Source organism: Pseudomonas sp. Lb2C2 (assembly GCF_052112205.1).
Taxonomy (GTDB): Bacteria; Pseudomonadota; Gammaproteobacteria; order Pseudomonadales; family Pseudomonadaceae; genus Aquipseudomonas; species Aquipseudomonas kilonensis.
The window spans coordinates 194,496-217,984 of record NZ_JAUTYW010000008.1; the positions used below are offsets into that span (position 1 = coordinate 194,496).

16 protein-coding genes and 1 pseudogene are annotated in these 23,489 nt (G+C 62.3%); 8 read left to right on the plus strand and 9 right to left on the minus strand.

Annotated features, from left to right (window positions below):
* Positions 1-76: 76 nt before the first annotated feature.
* Positions 77-1,303, minus strand: coding sequence for an MFS transporter (locus Q7F16_RS24040; protein ID WP_409556601.1), 1,227 nt, complete (start codon positions 1,301-1,303; stop codon positions 77-79).
* Between the two features lie 245 nt (positions 1,304-1,548).
* Between Q7F16_RS24040 and Q7F16_RS24045 the strand changes: the two genes are divergently transcribed.
* A complete protein-coding gene (locus tag Q7F16_RS24045; protein ID WP_409556602.1) occupies positions 1,549-3,774 on the plus strand; it encodes a TonB-dependent receptor in 2,226 nt (741 codons plus the stop codon).
* A gap of 60 nt (positions 3,775-3,834) precedes the next feature.
* Here the strand turns inward: Q7F16_RS24045 and Q7F16_RS24050 are convergent, their stop codons facing one another.
* The 4 genes from Q7F16_RS24050 to Q7F16_RS24065 all read right to left on the minus strand — a co-directional run bounded on the left by Q7F16_RS24050 (position 3,835) and on the right by Q7F16_RS24065 (position 7,752).
* Entirely contained in the window at positions 3,835-4,338 is a 504-nt protein-coding gene (locus tag Q7F16_RS24050) for a DoxX family protein (RefSeq protein WP_409556603.1), read from the minus strand.
* A gap of 41 nt (positions 4,339-4,379) precedes the next feature.
* Entirely contained in the window at positions 4,380-4,598 is a 219-nt protein-coding gene (locus Q7F16_RS24055; RefSeq protein WP_079304175.1) for a tautomerase family protein, read from the minus strand.
* Between the two features lie 138 nt (positions 4,599-4,736).
* Positions 4,737-6,521 (minus strand): IlvD/Edd family dehydratase, encoded by a 1,785-nt coding sequence (locus Q7F16_RS24060; RefSeq protein ID WP_409556604.1) that lies wholly within the window; start codon positions 6,519-6,521, stop codon positions 4,737-4,739.
* A gap of 49 nt (positions 6,522-6,570) precedes the next feature.
* Positions 6,571-7,752 carry a fumarylacetoacetate hydrolase family protein gene (locus Q7F16_RS24065; protein WP_409556605.1) on the minus strand — a complete coding sequence of 394 codons (1,182 nt, stop codon included), beginning with the start codon at positions 7,750-7,752 and terminating at the stop codon, positions 6,571-6,573.
* A 113-nt stretch (positions 7,753-7,865) separates the two neighbouring features.
* On the opposite strand from Q7F16_RS24065, the gene Q7F16_RS24070 reads away from it, so the two are divergent.
* From Q7F16_RS24070 to Q7F16_RS24085, 4 genes are all read left to right on the plus strand, one after another.
* Positions 7,866-8,816: a LysR family transcriptional regulator gene (locus tag Q7F16_RS24070; protein ID WP_409556606.1), complete on the plus strand. Its 951-nt coding sequence runs from the start codon at positions 7,866-7,868 to the stop codon at positions 8,814-8,816.
* A 274-nt stretch (positions 8,817-9,090) separates the two neighbouring features.
* On the plus strand, positions 9,091-10,473 hold the full coding sequence (locus Q7F16_RS24075; protein ID WP_409556607.1) for an MFS transporter: 1,383 nt from the start codon (positions 9,091-9,093) through the stop codon (positions 10,471-10,473).
* Positions 10,470-11,210 carry an SDR family oxidoreductase gene (locus tag Q7F16_RS24080; RefSeq protein WP_057447996.1) on the plus strand — a complete coding sequence of 247 codons (741 nt, stop codon included), beginning with the start codon at positions 10,470-10,472 and terminating at the stop codon, positions 11,208-11,210. Before Q7F16_RS24075 ends, Q7F16_RS24080 begins: the two co-directional genes overlap by 4 nt.
* Positions 11,211-11,241: 31 nt before the next feature.
* A complete protein-coding gene (locus Q7F16_RS24085) occupies positions 11,242-12,090 on the plus strand; it encodes an ureidoglycolate lyase (RefSeq protein ID WP_409556608.1) in 849 nt (282 codons plus the stop codon).
* A gap of 131 nt (positions 12,091-12,221) precedes the next feature.
* Here the strand turns inward: Q7F16_RS24085 and Q7F16_RS24090 are convergent, their stop codons facing one another.
* From Q7F16_RS24090 to Q7F16_RS24105, 4 genes and pseudogenes are all read right to left on the minus strand, one after another.
* The gene (locus Q7F16_RS24090) at positions 12,222-15,320 is read right to left on the minus strand and encodes a multidrug efflux RND transporter permease subunit (RefSeq protein ID WP_409556609.1); all 3,099 of its coding nucleotides are present in this window, start codon (positions 15,318-15,320) and stop codon (positions 12,222-12,224) included.
* 3 nt (positions 15,321-15,323) lie between these two features.
* Positions 15,324-16,493 (minus strand): efflux RND transporter periplasmic adaptor subunit, encoded by a 1,170-nt coding sequence (locus Q7F16_RS24095; protein WP_409556610.1) that lies wholly within the window; start codon positions 16,491-16,493, stop codon positions 15,324-15,326.
* Between the two features lie 95 nt (positions 16,494-16,588).
* Complete coding sequence (locus Q7F16_RS24100) at positions 16,589-17,344, minus strand: methyl-accepting chemotaxis protein (protein WP_409556657.1); 756 nt, start codon at positions 17,342-17,344, stop codon at positions 16,589-16,591.
* Between the two features lie 102 nt (positions 17,345-17,446).
* Positions 17,447-18,640 (minus strand): annotated as a pseudogene (locus Q7F16_RS24105) (PDC sensor domain-containing protein); the annotation flags it as partial.
* A 473-nt stretch (positions 18,641-19,113) separates the two neighbouring features.
* Here Q7F16_RS24105 and Q7F16_RS24110 point away from each other — a divergent pair.
* The 3 genes from Q7F16_RS24110 to Q7F16_RS24120 all read left to right on the plus strand — a co-directional run bounded on the left by Q7F16_RS24110 (position 19,114) and on the right by Q7F16_RS24120 (position 23,429).
* Positions 19,114-20,562, plus strand: coding sequence for an APC family permease (locus Q7F16_RS24110; RefSeq protein WP_046063953.1), 1,449 nt, complete (start codon positions 19,114-19,116; stop codon positions 20,560-20,562).
* Positions 20,563-20,646: 84 nt separating this feature from the next.
* A complete protein-coding gene (locus tag Q7F16_RS24115) occupies positions 20,647-22,068 on the plus strand; it encodes an aldehyde dehydrogenase family protein (protein ID WP_409556611.1) in 1,422 nt (473 codons plus the stop codon).
* 11 nt (positions 22,069-22,079) lie between these two features.
* Positions 22,080-23,429, plus strand: coding sequence for an aminotransferase class III-fold pyridoxal phosphate-dependent enzyme (locus tag Q7F16_RS24120; RefSeq protein WP_046063951.1), 1,350 nt, complete (start codon positions 22,080-22,082; stop codon positions 23,427-23,429).
* Positions 23,430-23,489 lie beyond the last annotated feature (60 nt).

Sequence of the window (23,489 nt, forward strand, 5' to 3'; positions counted from 1 at the left end):
TTTTTGCAATTGAGAAGTATTCCCAATGCTAATGGACAACTTGCCCGCGACGCAAGCGACATTCAGCAACCCTGTTTCAGCTATGCGGAAGGCTCGCGGGCCTGTAACGCAATGCGATGACGGGGATCAGCGCCAGCACATAGGCCAGGCAAACGAACAGGTAGGTGTATTGCAACCCGTAGACCTGGCTGAGCAATCCACCGATCGAAATGCCCGCGATCGAAGCGAATTGCGTGGTGCCCTGGGCAATGCCCAGCACGTGGCCTTGTCGTGAGCTGTCGGCGGATTTCGAGATGAGGGCCATCAGCACTGGCGTGGTGGCACCCAGCAGCACGCCCCAGATGAAGTAGGCAATGACAAATACGATGACATTGCGCGTGACTCCCGCCAGGGCGGTCAGGGCGATACAGCCGAGCACGATGTAGAGGATGCGCTGCAAGGTTTGCTGCTGGGTACGGTGCTCGAAATAGCGCGACCAGGCCGTGGCCGACAGAATGAAACCCAGCGCCAGCAAGCCGTAGCACAGGCCGACGAGCGAGTTGCTGACGTCGAATACCGCGCTCACATACAAGGCGAATGACGTTTGCGGCAGCATCCGCGCCAACAGCAGAATGCCCATGACGCATAACAACGACAGCAACGGCGATCCTCGCCAGATACTGTCGGTACGGCTCGTCGCTGCCGGGGCCTGTCTGGCCGGGACTTTCTTCACGGGTGGTACATCCGGCAAGGTCACGGCGGCCACCACTGTGCACACTGCGCACAACGCCGAGGCGGTGAGGTTGATCCAGAAGAACGTCGCGTAGTCGAGGATCAGCCCACCGACTACTGCGCCGAGCAATGAGCCGACATTGGTGGATATTTGCAGGATCGCGAACAGCCGCGCTCGCCGCGACGGGGCTTCGATACTGACGCCGTAGGCCTGCGCCGGGGCGATGTATCCGGCAAAGGCGCCCTGCAAGAAACGCAGGACCAGAATGATCCAGATATCGCTGCACAGCGCCAGGCCGAGCTGGGTCAGCGACAAGCCTGCCAGGGCGCGGATCATCATCCACTTATGGCCGTAGCGATCACCGATACGGCCCCAAAAGGCGCTGGTCAGCATGATGCCCAGCATCGGCCCGACATACACGGCAATGCTGGCGAAGCTGAAAACCGACGCCGAGGACGTCAGCCCGCGCAGGTGAACCGGCCAGAATGGCCCGCTCATTTCCATCGCGCCCATGGAGATGAGCTGGATCGCGAACAGAAGATAAATCAGGACTCTGACGTTCGAACCCTGGACGACACCGGTGTGGGACATGATCAGCCTCGGTGGTTAAACGCCAGCAAGCGGGTAGGGCAGCGTGCGCTGCAGGCGATGACAGGGTCGGCAAGATGCCCGGCTGCGAGAGAGGTTGCAAGGTGTCGATACCGCAGCAGCGTCGGTATGCGTGAGTGCTTTGGCGCAGCCTGAAAAAATAAAACCCGGGAGGTGATACTTTTCCGCAGGTCGACTGGCAATAGGAGTGATTACCATTTTCTCTCGTTGGAAAGGATCCTTAAGCCATGTCTGTTGCACGTCGACCTTGTGGTGAGTCTGCGTTATCCGTCGCGATTCGTACCGCCACGCTGAGTTTCGTTCTGGTCGCAGGAAGCGCCACCGCCTGGGCAGCAACCCCCGGGCAGGAGCCCGCTGCCGATAAAATCTCGAACGCTGCGGTGATCGGCAACGGGCAAGGCTTGACCCTCGATGCGACCACTATCACCGGTACCGGCAACAACCCAGGCGCACTGCCACCCGTGTTGGCCGGTGGTCAAGTGGCGCGCGGTGCACGCTTGGGGATGATGGGCAACAAGGACGTGATGGACACACCGTTCAGCGTGACCAGCTACACCGCCAAGACCCTGGCCGACCTGCAAACCGTGACCGTGGCCGATGCCTTGCAGCGAGACCCTTCGGTGCGCTCGACGGGCCAGGTGGGCGGCATCGTCGACTCGTTTTTCATTCGCGGTTTTCCAATCGGCGAGGGTAACCTCGGCGAGCTGGCCTACGATGGCGTATACGGCGTGGCGCCCAACTACCGGGTGTTTACCGACTACGCCGAACGGGTCGAAGTGCTCAAGGGGCCGGGCGCGCTGATGTACGGAATTTCTCCGAACAGTGGTGTGGGCGGGGTGATCAATATCGTCCCCAAGCGTCCGTTGGACGAAGACCTGACTCGTTTTACCGGCAGCTACGCGTCGGATTCCCAAGTGGGCGGGCATCTGGATCTCAGCCGTCGATTCGGCTCGGAAAACCAGTTCGGCGTGCGTTTCAACGGCAGTCTTCAAGGCGGCGACACGGCCGTCGATGACCAGGAACGCGAAGTCAATATCGGGGCGATCGCCTTCGATTATCGAGGCGAGCGCTTGCGCTTGAACCTCGACTTCATCAGCCAGAAGGAAAACTTCGACGGCGCCTCGCGACCATTCACCGTCGCGCCCGGCGTTGAGATTCCGTCTGCCCCCAATGGCCGTACCAACACGTCGCAGAAATGGGGCTGGTCGGACACCAAGGAGCAGTCGGCCTTGCTCGGTGGTGAATACGACCTGACGGACGCGGTCACGGTGTTTGCCCACGCCGGCGGCGGTCGGTCGGACGTCAAGCGGATGTCCGACCAGGTGCCCAGAATTCTCAACAGTGCCGGTGATACCAGCAACACGCCCGGGTACTACAAATTCAACGTGGACCGCTCCACCGCCGACGTGGGGATCCGCGGGGTGTTCGACACTGGCCCGGTCACCCACACGACCACCTTGATGGCGACCACGTATCAGGATGAACTGTCCCGCGGCATCACCAACGGGCCCGAGATCCGTTCGAACATTTATCACCCGGTGGACGTGCCCAAGCCTGCCATCAATGCGCCCAAGGTGCTGCGCATTTCCGAGTCGCAGTTGTCCGGCTTCGCCTTGACCGACACCTTGTCGGTACTGGATGACCGTCTGCAATTGACCCTGGGGCTGCGCCGGCAAAACATCGAATCGCGCAATTACAATGCCGCCGGCTCGGTCAGTTCCCGTTATGACGACAGCGCCACCACGCCGATGCTCGGCGTGGTGGTCAAGCCCTGGGAGGACGTGTCGCTCTACTACAACTATGTCGAGGGGCTGAGTAAAGGTGACGTCGCGCCAGGTAACGCGAGCAATGCCGGCGAAACGTTTGCACCTTACGAATCCAAGCAGCACGAAATTGGTGTCAAGTATGAGCACGGCACCTTCATGACTACCCTGGCGCTGTTCCAGATCGAGAAGCCCAGTGGTGAAATCGGTGCGGGCGATGTTTTCTCGGTGCAGGCAGAACAGCGCAACCGTGGCGTGGAATTGAGCGTGTTCGGTGAAGTGGCCCCCGGCACACGCTTGATGGGCGGCGTGACATTGCTCGATGGCGAGCTGACGGATTCCGCCACCGCGGCCAACCGTGGCAATAAACCGGTGGGCGTGCCTGAGGTACAAGCCAACCTGTGGGCTGAATGGGACACCCCCTGGGTGGAGGGCTTTACCCTCACCAGCGGTGCGATTTACACCGGCAGCCAATACGTGAACCAGGCCAACACCCAGGAGTTGGATGCCTGGACTCGCTTCGATGCGGGTGCTCGCTACGCCACCAAGATCGAAGGTCGGCCGACGACGTTCAGGGCCACGGTCCAGAACGTCTTTGACCGCGAATACTGGTCGGGTGTCGCCTCTTACGGTGCCTTTTCCCCAGGCTCGCCGCGTACCCTGCAGTTGTCGGCCACGGTCGATTTCTGAGAGTAGGGCAAGGGTGGTTCAAACAAAGGGCCACCCACGCTCGTATCCTCCAAGCCATTTCTATCGCAGGCGCGTGCCCCAGCGCGCCTCCAATGAATAGACTCCGCCGCCGCGCGCGACGACGTAGAGAGCAAGAAATCCCATCAGCACCGGAAACTCGATGCCTCGATCTATCCAGGGCCATGTCGGCCCCAGCGCGTAGCTGATGGCAACCATCTCAATGGCGATCAGCAGGGCGACGAGTCGCGTGCCGAGCCCCATCGCCAGCATGAGCGCGCCGACCGTCTCCAGGAGCATGACCAGGAAGGCAAGCTGTGCAGCGAAAGGCAGTCCCATCACGTTCTGGATGAGGTTGATCGACGCGCTCATTGGATCAGCCATCGAACCGTGGGCGGTGCGCAGAACCTTCGGCAAGCCGTGGGTAAACAGGACCACGGCGAAGATGGTCCGCAGCACGGCGTACAGGTAAGGTTCGAAGCGGGCGACGCCGTGTCCACAGCGCAGCGCAGCGATGATAGGTCTTGAGTTGTCATGGGGAATCCTTGGCAGGGTTGCTTGAAGCACTGTGCATGACGTCGATAGGTCTTTCGAATACTCCGAAGGCGCTATTGTCCTTTGGCAGGCAGTCCCATCTTCGCCAGCGTCAGCGTTTCATCACCGCGCCCCCATCCGCCGTCTGCCACCTCTTCGACCAGCACCATGGTGAACGGACGGACTCCCTCGCCGAAGTACTCGACGAACATTTCTGTGGTGCGATGGATGATTTCTTCTTTGCGAGCGTGGTCCAGGATCCCTTCGGGGAATTTGTAGTTGGCAAATGGCATGGATCGACTCCGTGGGTGTGAGAAAGATGCGGCAGGGCGAAGACCCCTGGCGCGCATCTTTCTCCTTTCCGCCCTTGGAATAAATCCCTCTGGGTTGGCATCAGCATTCAACGTACGTGAACAATCGGCCGTCTGGACTCAGTGCGAATGACGCGGCTCACCGCTACGTGCAATCACGCGCAGATGCAACGTCGCCGGCTCCAGGCAGCCCCCCGTGGACAGCTGTCCCACCAGTTGCCGATACAGCTCCTGCCAAGGCGTTTGTGACGGCGGAATGTTCGGCGTCCACTCAAGCCGGCGCTGGGCCATCTCGGCGTCGTCGATCAGCAGGTTCACGGTGCGGGTATTGAGGTCCACTTTCAGCCGGTCGTTGGTTTTCAGCAACGCCAGGCCGCCGCCCACGGCCGCTTCCGGGGACATGTTGAGGATCGACGGGCTCGCCGATGTGCCGCTCTGGCGGCCGTCGCCGAGGCAGGGCAGGGAGTCGATGCCTTGTTTGATCAGCGCAGCTGGAGGGGCCATGTTCACCACTTCGGCGCTGCCGGGGTAGCCCACGGTGCCAACGCCACGGATCACCAGGATGCAGCGCTCGTCGATGTCCAGCGCCGGGTCGTCGATCCGCGCGTGGTAATCCTCGGGTCCTTCGAACACGATGGCCCGGGCTTCAAAGCTATTCTCGGCGCCGGGCTCGGACAGGTAGGTCTTGCGAAACGCTTCGCCCACCACCGACATCTTCATGATCGCGCTGTCGAAGAAGTTGCCGCTGAGCACGATGAAACCGGCGCGGTGCTTGAGCGGGGTGTCGAAGGGGTGGATCACGTCGGTGTTGCTGGTCAGGCTGTTGCTGACGATTTCGCCGATGGTCTTGCCGCTGACCGTGGCGCAGTCTTCGTGCAGGCGCCCGGCTTTTTGCAGTTCATGCATGACCGATGGCACGCCGCCGGCCCGATGGAACCCTTCGCCCAGGTACTTGCCCGCCGGCATGCAATTGACCAGCAGCGGCACGTCCTCGCCAATCCGTTGCCAGTCATCCAGGCTCAGCTCGACGCCCATGTGTCGGGCGATGGCGATCAGGTGCGGTGGGCAATTGCTCGAAGCACCCAGGGCCGAGGCGACGGCGATGGCGTTCTCGAAGGCCTGGCGGGTCATGATCTGTGACGGGCGTATGTCTTGCAGCACCAGGTCGCAGATGCGCTTGCCGGTGGCATAAGCCATTTGCCCGCGCTCGCGATAGGGCGCCGGGATACTCGCGCATCCGGGCAGTGACATACCCAGGGCTTCGGCCAGGGCGTTCATCGACAAGGCGGTGCCCATGGTGTTGCAGTGTCCCACCGACGGCGATGCCGCAGTGGTCATTTCCATGAAGCCTTCGTAGTCGATCTCGCCGGCGGCCATCAGGTTGCGCGCATGCCAGAGCACGGTGCCGGAACCGATCAGTTCGCCCTTGTGGTGGCCGTCGAGCATCGGCCCGCCGGACAGGACAATGGCCGGCAGGTCGGTGGTCGCCGCCGCCATCAGGCAGGCCGGGGTGGTCTTGTCGCAGCCGGTGGTGAGCACCACGCCGTCCAATGGGTAACCGTGAAGAATCTCCACCAGCCCCAGGTAGGCCAGGTTGCGGTCCAGTGCTGCGGTGGGGCGCCGTGATTGTTCGGCGATCGGGTGCACCGGGAATTCCATGGGAATGCCACCGGCATCACGAATACCGGCCTTGACCCGTTGGGCCAGTTCCAGGTGATGACGGTTGCAGGGCGTCAGGTCGCTGCCGGTCTGGGCGATGCCGATGATCGGGCGTCCCGACTGCAGCTCTTCGCGGGTCATGCCGTAGTTCATGTAGCGTTCGACATACAGGGCGGTCATGTCCGCGTGGGCCGGGTCATTGAACCACTGCTCGCTGCGCAGGCGGCGTTTTGGCGTGTCACTCATGATTCATTTCTCTCTTGTAATTGGATGAATCGGTCACGGTCGTGGCGTTTTAGCGCTCCAGCAGTCCTCGGGCGGCGAGGTTACGCAGCAAGGCGCTGACACCAAAGGTCCAGGGGGTGGCATCGCAGCTGTGCGTCACCTGGTTATGCAGGCTGCCGAGCAACGGGCTGCTGATGCTGACCACGTCACCGCGTTTGTGGGTGAAACCGCTGCCGGCATGGTCACGGTCTTCGGTGGGGGCGAACAGGGTACCGAGAAACAGCACAAACCCGTCCGGATATTGGTGGTTGGCGTTGAGCGTCTGGCCCGCCAGGTCCTGCGGGTCGCGGCTGATCTGGTTCATGGAGCTGGAGCCGTGCAGGCGGTAGCCATCCTCGCCGTGTATCTGGAGATCGACCACGCATTCCCGTACATCATCCAGGCTGAAGTGTTCGTCAAACAGGCGAATGAACGGCCCGATGGCGCAGGAGGCGTTGTTGTCCTTGGCCTTGCTCAGCAACAGCGCACTGCGGCCTTCGATGTCCCGCAGGTTGACGTCGTTGCCCAGAGTGGCGCCGTGGATCTGGCCCCGGCTGTTCACCGCCAGCACCACTTCCGGTTCCGGGTTGTTCCATTGCGATATCGGATGAATGCCGATGCGGCTGCCGCTGCCCACGGCAGCCAGGACCGGAGCCTTGGTGAAGATTTCCGCATCCGGGCCGATGCCGACCTCCAGGTACTGCGACCACATGCCCTGCTCGATGAGCAAGTCCTTCAGGCGCATGGCTTGCTCGGAGCCCGGCACGATCGTGCGCAAGTTGTCGCCGATCACGCTGTGCACCGTGGCGCGTACGGCTTCGGCCTTCGCCGCGTCGCCGCCGGCCTGTTCCTCGATCACACGCTCGATCATGCTGGCAGCGAAGGTCACGCCGGCGGCCTTGATCACTTGCAAGTCCAGTGGCGGCAACAGCGACGGTTTGTTCGGGTCGGCATCAGGGCCGGTGTTGGCTAGCAGGGCTTCGACACTGGCAATGAAGGTGCCGGGCGTCTGTCGCACGGCGGCCAGCGGCGATTCGGTTTCCAGCAGATCGCTCAATGTCGCAAAACGATCCGAGAGATCGAACACACCGTCGCTGCGCAACGCAATGGGCGAAGGCCCGGCGATTCGGCCTGGCACCCAGGCACGACCAATCAGGGTTCCGGTCACGCCATCGACGGGCAGGGTGTTCTCGGGAGTAAGCAGTAGCGACATGGCAAGTCTTCCTGTTCGTAAAGCCTTCACGCTAGGGTGGCCGCTCGATAAACTCCAATGAGATATATTCAGTATTTGATAACGTCGGGTTATCGCCGGCCTGAGGAATAGCCATGTCAGATCTGTCCTTTTCCAGCTTCTGTGGCTGGCTCAAATTCCGCCACTTGCTGCTGATCGACACGTTGGGGCGCACCCGCAACATGCATCTGGCGGCGCAGCAGATGAACCTCAGCCAGCCGGCCATCAGCAAGATGCTCAAGGAAATCGAAAGCCTGCTCGGCTTTGCCTTGTTCGAGCGGTTGCCACGGAGCATGCCGCCTACGGCCTTGGGCGAACACGTACTGCGGTATGCGCAGATTGCCTTGAATGATGCGCGCTCGTTCGTCGAGCAAATCAGCAGCTTGCGCGAGGGAGGCCACGGTTTTCTCAAGGTCGGCGGGATCTTTGCCGCCACTGCGGTGGCTTTGCCCGAGGCGATCCTGCAGATCAAGCAGCGCTGGCCGTTGCTGTCGATTGAAGTGGTGGAGCAGACCAGTAACCACCTGATGGAGATGCTTGAAGAGAAGACGCTTGACCTGGCGGTGGCCCGTTTTACCGATCAAAGCCAGCAGCAGCGCTATGACTTCCAGCCGTTGGCCCCGGAACCGTTCTGCATCGTGGTCAACTATCGCCATCCATTGGCTGGCGCGGGTCCGGTCTCCTTGCAGCAGTTGGTGGACTTGCCGTGGATTCTCTATCCGGTCGGCACGCCGATTCGCGCACGCATGGAGCTGGCCTTCGCCGAGGCCGGGGTGGGAATGCCGCGCAACACCATCGACACCATTTCCATGCAGACCTTCCTCCAGGTGCTGCAACGCGGGCCCATGATCGGCATGCTGCCCAATGCGATGGTCGATCCGCTGCTCGAAAGCGGCCAGCTCAAGACCCTCGATACCCCGTTGCACCTGGTGCCGCAGGACTACGGCATCCTCACGCGCAAGGATGAGCCGTTGGTGGGCGCGGCGCTGGAGTTTGCCGAGATCCTCAAGGACAACGCCCGCCTGTCCGCCATGCAGCCTGCTTAAGGGCAGCATGAATCTGTGGGAGCAAGGCTTGCCCGCGATGCAGGCGCCTCGTTTCCCCTCAGACCGCGTCGTCTTCATCGCGGGCAAGCCTTGCTCCCACAGATGACTCGCTACAGGTTCCATGGACTTGAGGATTAGTTGATAACTGCCCGTTATCAACTAATCCAAAAATGCCATTGGGAAAGAATCGCTCCCCGACAGTAGAGTCCTCGTTCAATCGCCGGATGATTCGCTCATTCGACGTGACCCAATAAAAACAATCAGGGGTTACCTCATGCAAACCATCTCCGAGCAGTTGCCCGCCCAGGCTCCCGCCTGCGAGCTCGATTTTGAAGACCGGACCTACCGCAAGGTCATCTGGCGCATCCTTCCGGTCCTGCTGCTGTGCTACATGGCGGCGTACCTCGATCGAGTGAACATCGGGTTCGCCAAGCTCGACATGCTCAACGAGCTGCAATTCAGCAACACCGTATATGCCTTGGGCGCCAGTATGTTTTTCTGGGGCTATTTCCTCTTCGAAGTCCCCAGCAACCTGTTGCTGCATCGCTTTGGCGCACGGTTCTGGATCGCCCGGATCATGCTCAGTTGGGCGGTGATTTCCATGGCCGTGGCCTACACCGTGCCGCTGGCGGCTTTCTTCCACATCGAATCGAGCACGATGTTCTATGTGCTGCGTTTCCTGTTGGGCATTTGCGAAGCCGGCTTCTTCCCTGGCGTGATCCTCTACCTCAACTACTGGTTCCCGACCCACCGGCAGAGCCGGGTGATGTCCGGGTTCCTGCTGGCGTTGCCGGTCAGCCTGACCTTGGGCGGGATACTCTCTGGTTGGCTGATGAACAGCATGCAAGGGGTGCATGGCCTGTCTGGCTGGCAATGGATGTTGCTCATCGAAGGCATTCCTTCGATCATCATGGCGTTCGTGGTGATCGTCTGCCTGGCCGACAACATCGACAAAGCCAAATGGCTGTCTGTCGCGGAAAAAGCCCTGCTCAAGGCCAATCTGCAAACCGACAACCAGGGCAAGGCCACGCGCTTGAGTGAAGTGTTCTTCAACCCTCGGGTGTGGTTGCTGGTGTTGATCCTGCTGACCTTCAACACCGGCTTCTATGGCCTGGCGTTCTGGATGCCGTCGATCATCAAGAGCACCGGCATCACCAACAGCTTGCACATCGGTTTGCTGACCGCCATTCCATATTCGGTGGCAGTGGTGGCGATGCTGCTCAACGCCCGACACTCCAACCGCACCGGCGAGCGGCGCCTGCATGCGGCGATCCCAGCCTTCATTGGCGGCGTCGGCCTGATCCTCAGTGCGTTCTTTGCGGATAACCTGGTGCTGTCGGTCTTGTTCCTCAGTGTCTCCGCCTCGGGGATCCTCAGCCTGATGCCGATCTTTTGGACCTTGCCGGGCACCGTGCTGTCGGGCGTCGCCGCCGCAGCTGGCATTGGCATGATCAACGCCATCGGCAACCTGTCGGGCTTCACCGGTTCGATGATCACCGCCGTGGCGGAAACGCTTACGGGCAACATCAATAACGGCACCTACGTACTGGCTTTGTGTCTTTTGGTCAGCGGTGGACTGATCCTGGCCATTCCCGCCTCGATGCTCGGCAGGACAGCCAAGCACGCCACTACGGCAGCGCAACTGGAGACCGCATGAACCTACAAAACAAGCGCGTACTGGTGACGGCAGCGGGGCAGGGCATTGGCTTGGCCAGCGCCATAGCCTTCGCCCGGGCCGGTGCCGAGGTGTTCGCCACTGACATCGATATCCAGGCACTGGCGGGGATCGAAGGGATCACCGCCATGACCCTGGACGTCACGTCGCCCGCTGCCATCAGCGCCGCCTGCGACCGCATCGGTGGGCTTGATGTGCTGTTCAACTGCGCAGGCTTTGTGCACAGCGGCAACATTCTCGACTGCGACGAAGCCGCCTGGACACGCTCGATGGACCTCAATGTCACGGCCATGTACCGGATGATCCATGCGTTCCTGCCGGGCATGCTGGCCCGTGGCGGCGGTTCGATCATCAACATGTCGTCGGTGGCCTCCAGCGTCAAGGGCGTGCCCAATCGCTTCGCCTATGCCACCAGCAAGGCCGCGGTGGTGGGCCTGACCAAGGCTGTCGCCATCGACTTCGTCAGCCAGGGCATCCGCTGCAACGCGATCTGTCCGGGCACCGTGGATTCACCCTCGTTGCGCCAGCGCATCGCTGACCAGGCCGCGCAGCAGGGCGTCGATGAGGCGCAGGTCTACCGGCAATTTCTCGACCGCCAGCCCATGGGCCGCATCGGCCACACTGAGGAGATCGCGCAGTTGGCGTTGTACCTGGGCAGTGATGCGTCCGCCTACACCACGGGTGCCATCCACATCATCGACGGTGGCATGAGCATCTGAACCCCGGTCTTCACTTGAGCAGGAGCACGACATGAAACTATTGCGCTACGGCGAAAAAGGCTCGGAAAAACCCGGGCTGTTGGATGCCGACAATCAGATCCGCGACCTCTCGGGCCATGTGCCGGACATCGCCGGGCAGGTCCTCGGCCCGGACAGCCTGGCAGCGCTCGCCGCCCTCGACCCGCGCAGCCTGCCGATCGTGGCCGGCCAGCCACGGATCGGTGCCTGTGTCGGACAGGTCGGTAAATTCATCTGCATTGGCTTGAACTACGCCGACCATGCGGCCGAGTCGAACATGGAGGTGCCCAAAGAGCCGATCATCTTCAACAAGTGGACCAGTGCCATCTGCGGGCCGAACGACGACATCCAGATCCCGCGCGGTTCGCTCAAGACCGACTGGGAAGTCGAGCTGGGCGTAGTCATCGGCAAAGGCGGGCGCTACATCGACGAAGCCAATGCCATGGAGCATGTCGCCGGCTACTGCGTCATCAACGATGTGTCCGAGCGCGAGTGGCAGCTGGAGCGCGGCGGCACCTGGGACAAGGGCAAGGGCTTCGACACCTTCGGCCCCCTCGGGCCGTGGCTGGTGACCCGGGACGAAATCGCCGACCCGCATACGTTGGACCTGTGGCTGGAGGTCGACGGACACCGCTATCAGAACGGCAATACCCGAACGCTGATCTTCAGTGTGCCGCAACTGATTGCCTATCTGAGCCGCTGCATGAGCCTGCAACCGGGGGATGTGATCTCCACCGGCACGCCGCCTGGCGTCGGCTTGGGCATCCAGCCCAACCCGGTGTTCCTGCGGCCGGGCCAAACCATGCGCCTGGGAATCGAGGGCTTGGGCGAACAGCGCCAGGTCACGGTGCAGGCGGACTGAGGGCAGGGCTCGCTGCCGCTATCGCGAGCAAGCTCGCTCCCACAGTTGAACTTCGACAGGCACAAAATTCATGTGCCCCATAGGCCCCTGTGGGAGCGAGCTTGCTCGCGATAGCGGTGGGTCAGTTTGCATCATCCCTTGGGATCAACACGCCTGACACGCTTCATCACCACCACAAAAAACACCGGCACAAACACCACCGCCAGCGTGGCGCTGATCATCCCGCCGATCACCCCGGTGCCGATGGCCTGCTGGCTTGCCGAACTGGCGCCCGTGGCAATCGCCAGCGGTACCACCCCAAGGATGAAGGCCAGCGAGGTCATGATGATCGGCCGCAGGCGCAGGCGTGCCGCCTGGAGCGTGGCGTCGATCAGGTCGTGGCCTTCATCGTACAGGCTCTTGGCGAACTCGATGATCAGGATCGCATTCTTAGCCGACAGGCCGATGATGGTGATCAGCCCGATCTTGAAGAACACATCGTTAGGCATGCCGCGCAACGACACAGCCAATACCGCGCCGAGCACACCCAGCGGCACCACCAGCAACACCGAGGTCGGGATCGACCAACTCTCGTACTGCGCCGCCAGGCACAGGAACACCACCAGCAGCGACAGGCCCAACAGGATGGGCGCCTGGCTGCCGGACAAGCGTTCCTGCAACGACAACCCCGTCCATTCCTGGCCCAGGCCCGTCGGCCCCAGGGCCACCAGCCGTTCGATTTCGGCCATGGCTTGCCCGGTGCTGTAGCCCGGTGCCGGTTCACCGGAAATGCTCACCGCCGGATAGCCGTTATAGCGGGTCAATTGCGCCGGCCCCTGGGTCCAGCGGGCCTGGACGAAGGCTGACAACGGGACCATTTTTCCGCTGTTGTTGCGCACATGGATCTTCAGCAAGTCTTCGACCTGGCTGCGCTGGTCGCCCTCGGCCTGGACCACCACCCGTTGCATACGTCCCTGGTTGGGGAAGTCGTTGATGTAGGTCGAACCCACCGCCGTGGACAACACGCTGCCGACGTCGGCAAAGGAAATGCCCAGGGCATTGGCCTGCTTGCGGTCGACCTCCAATTGCACCTGCGGTGCCTCCGCCAAGGCGCTTTCGCGCACATTCATCAGCATCGGGCTTTTGTCGGCGGCGGCGAGCAATTCGCTGCGGGCCTGCATCAAGGTGGCATGGCCGAGGCCGCCACGGTCCTGCAAACGGAACTCGAAACCGCTGGAAGTGCCCAGGCCGTCCACCGGCGGCGGTAGCACCGAGAACGCCATGGCGTCCTTGATCTGGCTCAGCGCCAGGTTGGCACGGTCGGCGATGGACGCCGCCGAATCATCGGCGCCGCGTTGCGACCAGTCCTTGAGGGTGGTGAAGGCCAGGGCCGCATTCTGCCCGCTGCCGGAAAAGCTGAAACCGAGAATGATCGTGCTGTCACCGACTCCCGGTTCACCGGCGTTGTGGGCTTCGATCTGCTCCACCACCTGCACCGTCCGGTTTTTGCTGGCACCCGGTGGCAGCTGGATGTCGGTGATGGTATAGCCCTGGTCCTCCACCGGCAGGAACGAGGAGGGCAGGCGACTGAACAGCAGGCCCATGCCCACCAGCAACACGCCGTAGATCAGCAGATAACGGCCGCTGCGTTTTACCGCATAGGCCACCCAACCTTGATAGCGCTCGCCGAATCGGTCGAAACCACGGTTGAACAGGCCGAAGAAACCGGTCTTGGCGTGGTGATCACCTTTGGCGACCGGTTTGAGCAAGGTCGCACAAAGTGCCGGGGTCAAGGTCAGTGCCAGAAAAGCCGAGAACAGGATCGAGGTCGCCATCGACAGCGAGAACTGCTGGTAGATCACCCCCACCGAGCCCTGCATGAAGGCCATCGGAATGAACACCGCCACCAGCACCAGGGTGATGCCGATGATCGCTCCGGTGATCTGCCCCATGGCCTTGCGCGTGGCCTCCTTGGGCGACAAGCCTTCCTGGGCCATGATCCGCTCGACGTTCTCCACCACCACGATGGCATCGTCCACCAGAATGCCGATGGCCAGCACCATGCCGAACATCGTCAGCACGTTGATCGAAAACCCCAGCGCGAGCATCGTCGCGAAGGTGCCCATCAGCGCCACCGGCACCACCAACGTCGGGATCAGGGTGTAGCGAATGTTCTGCAGGAACAGGAACATCACCGCGAACACCAGCAACATCGCCTCGCCGAGGGTGTAGATCACCTTGGTGATCGAGACCTTGACGAACGGCGACGTGTCATAGGGAATCTTGTACTCCACGCCGGCCGGGAAGTAGCGCGACAGCTCGTCCATCTTGTTGCGCACCAGGGTCGCGGTGTTCAAGGCGTTGGCGCCCGGCGACAGTTGCACCGCCACGGCAGTGGACGGCTTGCCGTTCAGGCGCGTGGAAAACTGGTATTCCTGGCTGCCGATTTCCACCCGTGCCACGTCGGCGATGCGCACCGTCGAGCCATCGGGGTTGGCCTTGAGCACAATGTCGGCGAACTCCTGCGGCGTGTTGAGCTGGCCTTTGACGACGATGGTCGCGGTGATTTCCTGGGTGCTGCGGCTCGGCAAATCGCCCAGGCTGCCGGCCGACACCTGGGCGTTCTGCGCCACGATGGCGGCATTGACGTCGGCCGGGGTCAGGTTGAAGCCGACGAGTTTCTGCGGGTCGATCCAGATCCGCATGGCCCGTTCGGCCCCGTACAACTGGGCCTTGCCGACACCGTCCAGGCGCTTGATCTCGTTCATTACGTTGCGCGCCAGGTAGTCGCTGAGGGCCACGTCGTCGAGCTTGCCGTCGCTGGAGGTGAGGGTGATCAGCAGCAGGAAGCCGGCGGAGACTTTGTCCACTTGCAAGCCTTGCTGGGTCACCGCTTGCGGCAGGCGCGACTCGACGGCCTTGAGGCGGTTCTGCACGTCGACTTGGGCCAGTTCCGGGTTGGTGCCGGGTTGGAAGGTCGCGGTGATGGTGGCGCTGCCCAGGCTGCTTTGGGATTCGAAATACAGCAGGTTGTCGGTGCCGTTCAGCTCTTCCTCGATCAGGCTGACCACGCTTTCGTCGACGGTTTGCGCCGAAGCACCCGGGTAGACGGTGTAGATCTCGATTTGTGGCGGGGCCACGACCGGGTATTGCGCCACCGGCAGTTGCGGGATGGCCAGGATACCGGCCAACAGGATGAACAGCGCGACGACCCAGGCGAACACTGGACGGTCGATGAAGAACTGCGGCATGGCTTAGTGTCCTGCCTGTGGCCCGGGAACCTGGGCGAGGGGAAGTGGGGTGTCATCGACCTGGACCTGCTCACCGGGACGGGCGTGTTGCAGGCCTTCGATGACGATGCGGTCGCCGGGTTTCAAACCTTGCGTGACGACCCAGCGATCGTTTTGCGCGACGCCCAGTTGCACCGGTTGCTGGCTGACCTTCTGCTCGGCGTCCAGCAGCAGCACCTGGGCGACCCCGGCGCTGTCGCGCAGGATCGCCCGCTGTGGCACGGTGATGCCTTGGCTGTTGACCGCTTGTTCGAGGCGCACGCGGATGAAACTGCCCGGCAGCAGGTCCAGGTCGGGGTTGGGGAATTCGCTGCGCAGGGTGATCTGGCCGGTGCTCGGGTCGACGCTGAGGTCGGTGAACAGCAATTTGCCGGGCAGTGGATAGGGGCTGCCCTCGTCCTGAATCAACGTGGCCTTGGCCTGGTCCTGGCCGACCGCTTGCAAAAGCCCTGCGCGAAAGGCGCGGCGCAGGTCGTTGAGTTCGCGGGTCGACTGCGTGAGGTCGGCGTGGATCGGGTCCAGTTGCTGGATCAACGCCAACGGCGTGCTTTCGTTCTGCCCGACCAGGGCGCCTTCCGTCACCAGGGCGCGACCGATCCGTCCGGAAATCGGCGCGGTCACCGTGGCGTACCCCAGGTTCAGTTTCGCTCGTTCCACCGCGGCCTTGCTGGCAGCGACGTCAGCGGCGGTCTGGCGCACGCTGGCCCGGGCGTTGTCGTAATCCTGGCCACTGATCGCCTTGTCATCGATCAACTGGGCGTAACGTTGTGCCTGCAAGCGGGCCTGGAACGCATTGGCCTCGGCCTTGCGCAACGCCGCCTCGGCACTGTCCAGGTCGGCCTTGAATGGTGCCGGATCGATGCGAAACAGCACCTCGCCCTGTTTGACGTCGCGGCCTTCACGAAACACTTGCTGCAAGACCACGCCGGCCACCCGCGCCCGAACTTCGGCCACCCGCGGCGCGGCGATCCGACCACTCAGCTCGTTGCTGATCGACAGTGGCCGGGCCTGGACGGTTTCGACGCGCACGCTTGCCGGCGGAGCGGATGCCTCTGGGGTCGAGGCGCTATCACAGCCACTGAGCAGCAGTGCCCCGACCAACAGGCCCAGTGTGACGAAAGGAATCTTGGACATGGTGCTTCCCCAATATTGAGCCGCCCATGGTAGGGGGCGAGGCCAACGACAGGGGTGAAGCTTTGTAGGGGGGATGTGAAATTGTGTAATGGCCCCTAAATCCGAAAGTGACCTACCAGTTGCTGTTGATGATTGGCCATTGCACGCAACGAGTGGCTCGCCTGCGAGGCTTCTTCCATGCGGCTGGTCAAGGTTTCACTGATCCCGCGAATGTCGCTGACGCGGTGGCTGATGTCTTCTACGACAGCGCTTTGCTCCAGGGCGGCACTGGCAATCTGCTGGTTCATGTGTTCGATCACCTCCACTGCGTCGGTGATGCGCTGCAGTGCCGCCTGGGTCTTGTCGACGTGCGCGACGCTGTCCCTGGCCAGCTCGCGGCTCAATTGGGTGCTGTGCACGACCTCCTGGCTCAACTGTTGTAACGCTTCGATCACCGTGCGTATCTGCTCGACCGAGTTCTGGGTGTTGCTGGCCAAATGGCGAACTTCGTCAGCCACCACCGCGAAGCCGCGCCCCTGTTCACCCGCCCTGGCGGCTTCGATGGCGGCATTCAAGGCCAGCAGGTTGGTCTGCTGGGCAATGGCGCAGATCACGTCCAGCACCTGGCCGATGTGTTGACTGTTGCCGGCCAGCGCCTGCACTTGCTCAAGCGTGGTCTCCAGGCGCCGGTCCAGGCTGTCGATGCTGGTGACCGCGTTGGCGAACAGTTCACGCCCCGATCGGCTGGCGCTTTCGGCGACGGTGGCGGCATCGGCCGCCTGGTGGGAATGGCGGGCCACTTCCTGGGCACTGGTGCTCATTTCATGCAAGGCCGTTGCCGCCAGTTCGACTTCCCGGTACTGCGTGTGCATGCCCGCGCTGACTTCCCGGGCCACCTGAGCCGACGTGTCGGCGGTGTTGCGGGTGTCCAGGGAGGCTTGCTGGATATCGCGGATGATGGGCTGCAATTTGTCGAGAAAGCGATTGAAGCCCTTCGCCAGTAGGCCCAATTCATCGTGGCGGTCGTTGGGCAGGCGCTGGGTGAGATCGCCGTCGCCGTCGACAATCGCATCGAGCATATGCGCCACCCGCAGCAGCGGCCGGGTCACGCCGTAAGCGGTGAGCCAGATGAGCAACAGGCCCAAGCCGGCAGCCAGCAAGCCGAGGCTGAGGTTGAACCAGTTGGCCTGGCGATGCTTGTCGTCCAACTGTGCCTGCATGTGCAGGGCCGGTGCTTGCACAAGTGCTTCGGGCACGCGTATCTGCAATTGCCAGGGGGGATTGTCGGGGACGGTTTGCACGGCTTGTCGAGCGTCGACGGAGGTGCCGTCAACCGCGCCGCTATGGCCGGCAACTTGCCCTGACGGGGAAAGAATGTTGATCTCGCTGTGGCCAGGATACAGGTCGTTGGCAAGGCTGGCGGCGAGTTGCTGGAGGGTATCGAGGCTGATGTCCATGCCCACCACGCCGATGACTTTGCCCTGGTCCAGCAACGGTATGGAGATGCTGCTCATCAACGTCTTCTGGCCTTCGACCTCGATCGCGTAGGGCTCTGTCACGCAGGTGCGCCCCAGGGTCTGCGGGCAGACGTACCAGGCGTTGGCCGGCTCGCTGCCCGGTGGTGCGGTGTTGGCGCTGATCTGCGCTTCGCTGAGCACCTCCTGAACCAGTTGTCCGGGTTCGCTTTGCGACCAATACAGGGCAAAGCGACCTTTTTCATTGCCGGCCAGATCGCGTTGGCCAGTGAAACCGACGTCTTCACCGACCAGCGCGTCGGGAAGCAGTACCACGTAGAAGCCGAGGACTTTTTCGCGGTTCTGAAGGGTTTGGCGGGTCGCGGCGATCAGGTCCCGGCGTAGTTGCCCAGGCGTCAGTCGCCCGCTCCACGCTTGGGCGCGCAGTTGCAAGACCTGCTGGGCAAAACCTTCCCCATAGATCGCCGTTTCGCTGAAAAAGCGTTCTACCCGTTGACCATGGGCCATGGCCTGCGCCTGCAGGCCTTCCAGGGCCGAGCGCCCCAGCAGTTGACTGCTTTGCTGCTTGAGCAGTGTTGCGCCTTGCTGGTTCTGATACAGGGAAGCGCTGGTCAATGCCCCGACGACGGCGAGCAAGCACAGGCCACTCAAGAGCGTGATCCGCCATTGGATAGAGAGACGAGCGAAGAACATGCTGAAGTTTCCTGCGCTTAGGGGTTTTTATTGTTTTGGGCCCAGCACTGTTTGAAGAACGGGCGAGGCTATCTTGCGGCAGGAAGCGCCTGCCGGTTATCCCGAATCGGCAGCCGTTGTGCCCCGGCATTGGGCAATGCGGCTCCGCCAAGAAAACACAAAACCTGTGGCGAGGGAGCTTGCTCCCGCTGGGCCGCGAAGCGGCCCCTCTTCTCTGGGCCTGCTGCGCAGTCCAGCGGGAGCAAGCTCCCTCGCCACAGGATGTCGTCGGTCTTAAATGAATAGCACTTCTGCATTGGGCTGACCTGTTTTGGGGCGCCGCTTTGGATGCTGCCGTTTTGGGATAGCGAAGGGTTTTGGCAAGGGCCTAGGATCGAATCCAGCGTGCAAGCAGAACAATAAGCTTTTGGATGTCGGCGAAGCTGGCGTCTGCGATCCAGCAACAACTGCCTCATACAATAAGGTCAAGAACAATGAGTGTATCTTTCCCGATCAGCAGTTCGACGGAGTTGAAGCGCGGCGCCTTGGGTGTCGGTTTCATCATCTTCTTTGTGATTTCAGCGGCGAGCCCCTTGAGCGTCATCGCCGGCGGTTTCCCCATTGGCATCATGCTGGGCAACGGCGCTGGCACACCGGCATTGCTGCTCCTGGCCTTGCTGGTGTTACTGGCGTTCTCGGCGGGCTACACCGCCATGTCCCGCCACATGACCAACGCCGGTGGGTTCTATGCCTTCACCTCCCGCGGCCTGGGTGGCCTGGCCGGCGGGGCGGCGGGGGTGCTGGCGATGTTTGCCTACAACATTCTCCAGGTCGGCCTGTATGGCATGTTCGGCGGCGTGGTCAGCGGCACGATGGCCAGCGTCTTTGGCCTGGACTTGCCTTGGTGGACCTATTCGCTCCTGGCAATGGCGAGCATCGCGATTCTTGGTTATCGCAAGATTGACCTGTCGGCCCGGGTGCTGTCGGTGGTGGTCATTGCCGAGTACCTGGCGATCCTGACGCTGGATTTCGCCATTCTCAAAACCGGTGGCGACAGTGGCATCAATCTCGATTCGTTCGATCGCAGCCATGTGTTCAGCGGCACGCCGTCCATCGGCTTGCTGTTCTGCTTCGCGGCGTTCATCGGATTTGAGGCCACCACCATCTACGGCGAGGAGGCGAGGAATCCGCATCGCACGATTCCCATCGCCACCTACAGCTCGGTGCTGTTGATCGGTGGTTTCTATGCCCTGTCGGTCTGGGCGATGGTGATCGGCGTCGGGGCCGACAAGATCGTGCCGACCCTGCAGGCGCTCCAGGATCCGACCACGTTCATCTACGGCATGTCCGATCACTTTGTCGGCCCGCACCTGACCCAGATCATCCGCGTGCTGTTCATGGTCAGCATCTACGCCGGGCTGCTGGCGTTCCACAATGCCGCGGCGCGTTATTTCTATGCCATCGGCCGTGACGGTTTGCTGCACAGCCGGCTGGGCACCACCCATCGCGTGCACCAGAGTCCGCACATGGGCTCGGTCCTGCAAAGCCTGATCGCGGCGGTGGTGGTGCTGATCTTCGCCGCGCTGGACGCCGATCCGATCCTTCAGCTGTTCGCCTGGTTTTCCAACCTGGCCACGCTGTGCGTGATCCTGCTCATGGCGCTGACCTCCGCGGCGGTGTTTGTCTATTTCCGCGCTCACCCGGAGCTGAAGCTGGGGCTCTGGCGCGGTCGGATTCTGCCGGTCTTTTCGTGCCTGGCATTGCTGGTGGTCCTGGCCCTTGCGGTGATTCATTTCGACGTGCTGACCGGCGCCAGCCAGCTCCTGTCCTATGGCCTATGCGCGGTGATTCCCGCCGCGCTGATCGTCGGTGTATTCCTCGCCGCTCGATTGCGCAAGGCATCGCCCGAGCGATTCATGGCGCTGGGAAGCCACAAGCTCTAAGGCGTCACGCACAACGTCAATCCACCCAGAAAACAAGTCCGCTGTCGTTCGGGACGGTTCGTCAGCGCGTGAAAGGAAGGTTCTATGCACGATTATCAAATGCTCATCAATGGAGCTCGGGTCGACGGTGAAAACGGGCACTTTGATGTGCTCAATCCGGCGACCGGTACGGTGTTCGCTCGATGCGCGGCCGGTTCCCTGGCCCAGCTGGACCTTGCCGTCGAAGCGGCGCAGTCGGCCTTTGTCGAGTGGCGACACAGCACCCATGAAGATCGCCGCCAGCGCCTGCTGAGCATCGCTACCGATCTCGAGCAGGAAGCCGAGGCGTTGGCCCGGCTCATTGTCCTGGAACAAGGCAAGCCACTGGAATTGGCGTTCTCCGAAGTGATGGGCGCGGTGGCCTGGACGCGCTATGCCGCCGAGCAGCAGATTCCCGTGGAGTTGGTGGAAGAAACCCCGACCCAGCGTATCGAACTGCACCGCAAGCCGTTGGGCGTGGTCGCGTCGATCACGCCTTGGAATTGGCCGTTCATGATCGCTGTCTGGCACATCATGCCGGCGTTGCGGGCCGGTAACTGCGTGATCAGCAAACCGTCAAGCCTGACCCCCTTGAGCACCCTGCGCCTGGTGGAAGTCATCGCTCGCCACGTGCCTCGGGGCGTGATCAATGGCGTGACTGGTGAGCAAGGGTTCGGCAGTGCGATCACCTCCCACTCAGGTATCCAGAAGATTGTCTTCACCGGCTCCACCGCCACCGGCCAAAGCGTAATGCGCGGCGCCGCCGGCAACCTCAAGCGCCTGACCCTGGAACTGGGCGGCAACGATGCCGCCATCGTGCTGCCAGGCACCTCGGTCGAGGCGGTCGCCGAAGATATTTTCCAGGCTGCATTCCTGAACATGGGGCAGACCTGCGCCGCCCTCAAGCGTTTGTACATCCACCAATCCCAGTACGAGGCCTTTGCCGAGGCCCTGACTCTGATCGCCCGGCGTCAGGTGGTGGGTGACGGCCTGGCGCCCGGGGTCACGTTTGGCCCGGTGCAGAACCTTGAACAGCTGGCACTGGTAGAGGAGCTGGTGGCGGATGCCCGTGCCCAGGGGGCGCGTGTGTTGTGTGGCGGTGCTCGCCTGGACCGTCCGGGCTTTTTCTACCCGCCGACGCTGGTCGCCGATGTGACCGATGGGCAGCGCCTGGTGGATGAGGAACAGTTCGGCCCGGTGTTGCCGCTGATTGCCTACCAGGATGTCGAGGATGTCCTGCGTCGCGCCAATGCTGGCGACATGGGCCTGGGTGGATCGGTCTGGGGACGCGACAGCGAGCAGGCACAGGCCCTGGCCAGTCGCCTGGAATGTGGCATGGCCTGGGTCAACTGCCATGCGCAGATCCAGCCGAACACGCCGTTTGGCGGCAGCAAGATGTCCGGGTTCGGCGTCGAGTTCGGCCTTGAAGGGTTGTTGGAGTTCACCGGCCAGCAACTGCTGTACGTACGCAAGCGTGAAACAGAGTGAGGAGTGCAACCATGTACGAGCAATACAAGACAGCACAAAAAAAATTCTGGCACCCGATGAGTTCTTCGGCGCCAGCCAACCGGTCCAAGACGTTGATCATCGCCCGTGGCGACGGTAACTACATCACCGATATCGAAGGCCATCGCATGCTCGATGGTGTCGGCGGTTTGTGGAACGTGAACGTGGGCCATAACCGGGCTTCAGTGAAGGCGGCCATTGCCGCGCAGCTGGACGAACTGGCCTATTACCAGACCTTCGACGGCATCGCCCATCCGCGGGTGTTCGACCTGGCCGAGCGGCTGACGTCGATGTTCGCCCAGGAAAACATGACCCGGGTGTTGTTCAGCTCAGGCGGTTCCGATGCGGTCGAGACGGCCCTGAAAATGGCCCGCCAATACTGGATCGCCAGCGGCGAACCAGGGCGCACGCGCTTTCTGTCATTGCGCAATGGTTACCATGGCGTGCACGTGGGCGGCACCTCGGTGGGCGGCAACGGCGTGTATCACTACAACCACGGGCCGCTGCTGGCTGGCTGTCATCTGCTCGACACGCCGTGGCTGTACCGCAACCCCTGGGACTGCCGCGATCCGGAAGAACTGACCGCCCACTGCATTCGTCAGTTGGAAGACCAGATCGCACTGCTCGGCCCGCAGACCATTGCCGCGCTGATCGCCGAACCGGTGCAAGGCGCCGGCGGCGTGATCGTGCCGCCGGCGTACTACTGGAAGAGGCTGCGCGAAGTCTGCGACCGCCACGGCATCCTGTTGATCGCCGATGAAGTGGTGACGGGCTTCGGCCGCACCGGCTGCATGCTCGGCAGTCGTGGCTGGGGTGTCGCCCCCGACGTGCTGTGCCTGGCCAAGGGCATCACCGCCGGTTACATCCCCATGGGCGCCACGGTCTTCAACCAGCGCATGGTCGATGCCATCGAGAACGGCCCGGGCTTCAGCAACGTCATCATGCACGGCTACACCTACAGCGGGCACCCGACCGCCTGTGCGGCGGCCCTGGCGGTGCTGGACATCGTCGAGGCCGAGGATTTGCCGGGCAACGCCGGGAAGGTCGGTGCCCAGTTGCTGGAGCAACTGCAACCGCTGACCGAACGTTATGCCGTGGTGGGCGAAGTGCGCGGCAAGGGCTTGATGATCGCCGTGGACCTGGTGGCGGACAAGGCCACGCGCGAGCCGCTTGACCCTGCTACGGGCCTGGCCTCGCGTATTGCCGAGCAGGCGCGCCTGGCCGGCGTATTGATGCGCCCGATAGGCAACAAAATCGTGATGTCGCCGCCGCTGACCCTCACGTACGACGAGGCCGCCATGATGGTCGGCGCATTGGACAGCGCGCTCGCCGACTGCCGTTAGCCCGACCAGCCGGTGCCGCTTGCGGTGCCGGCTCCTGCATATAAAAACAGCCTATAAGGG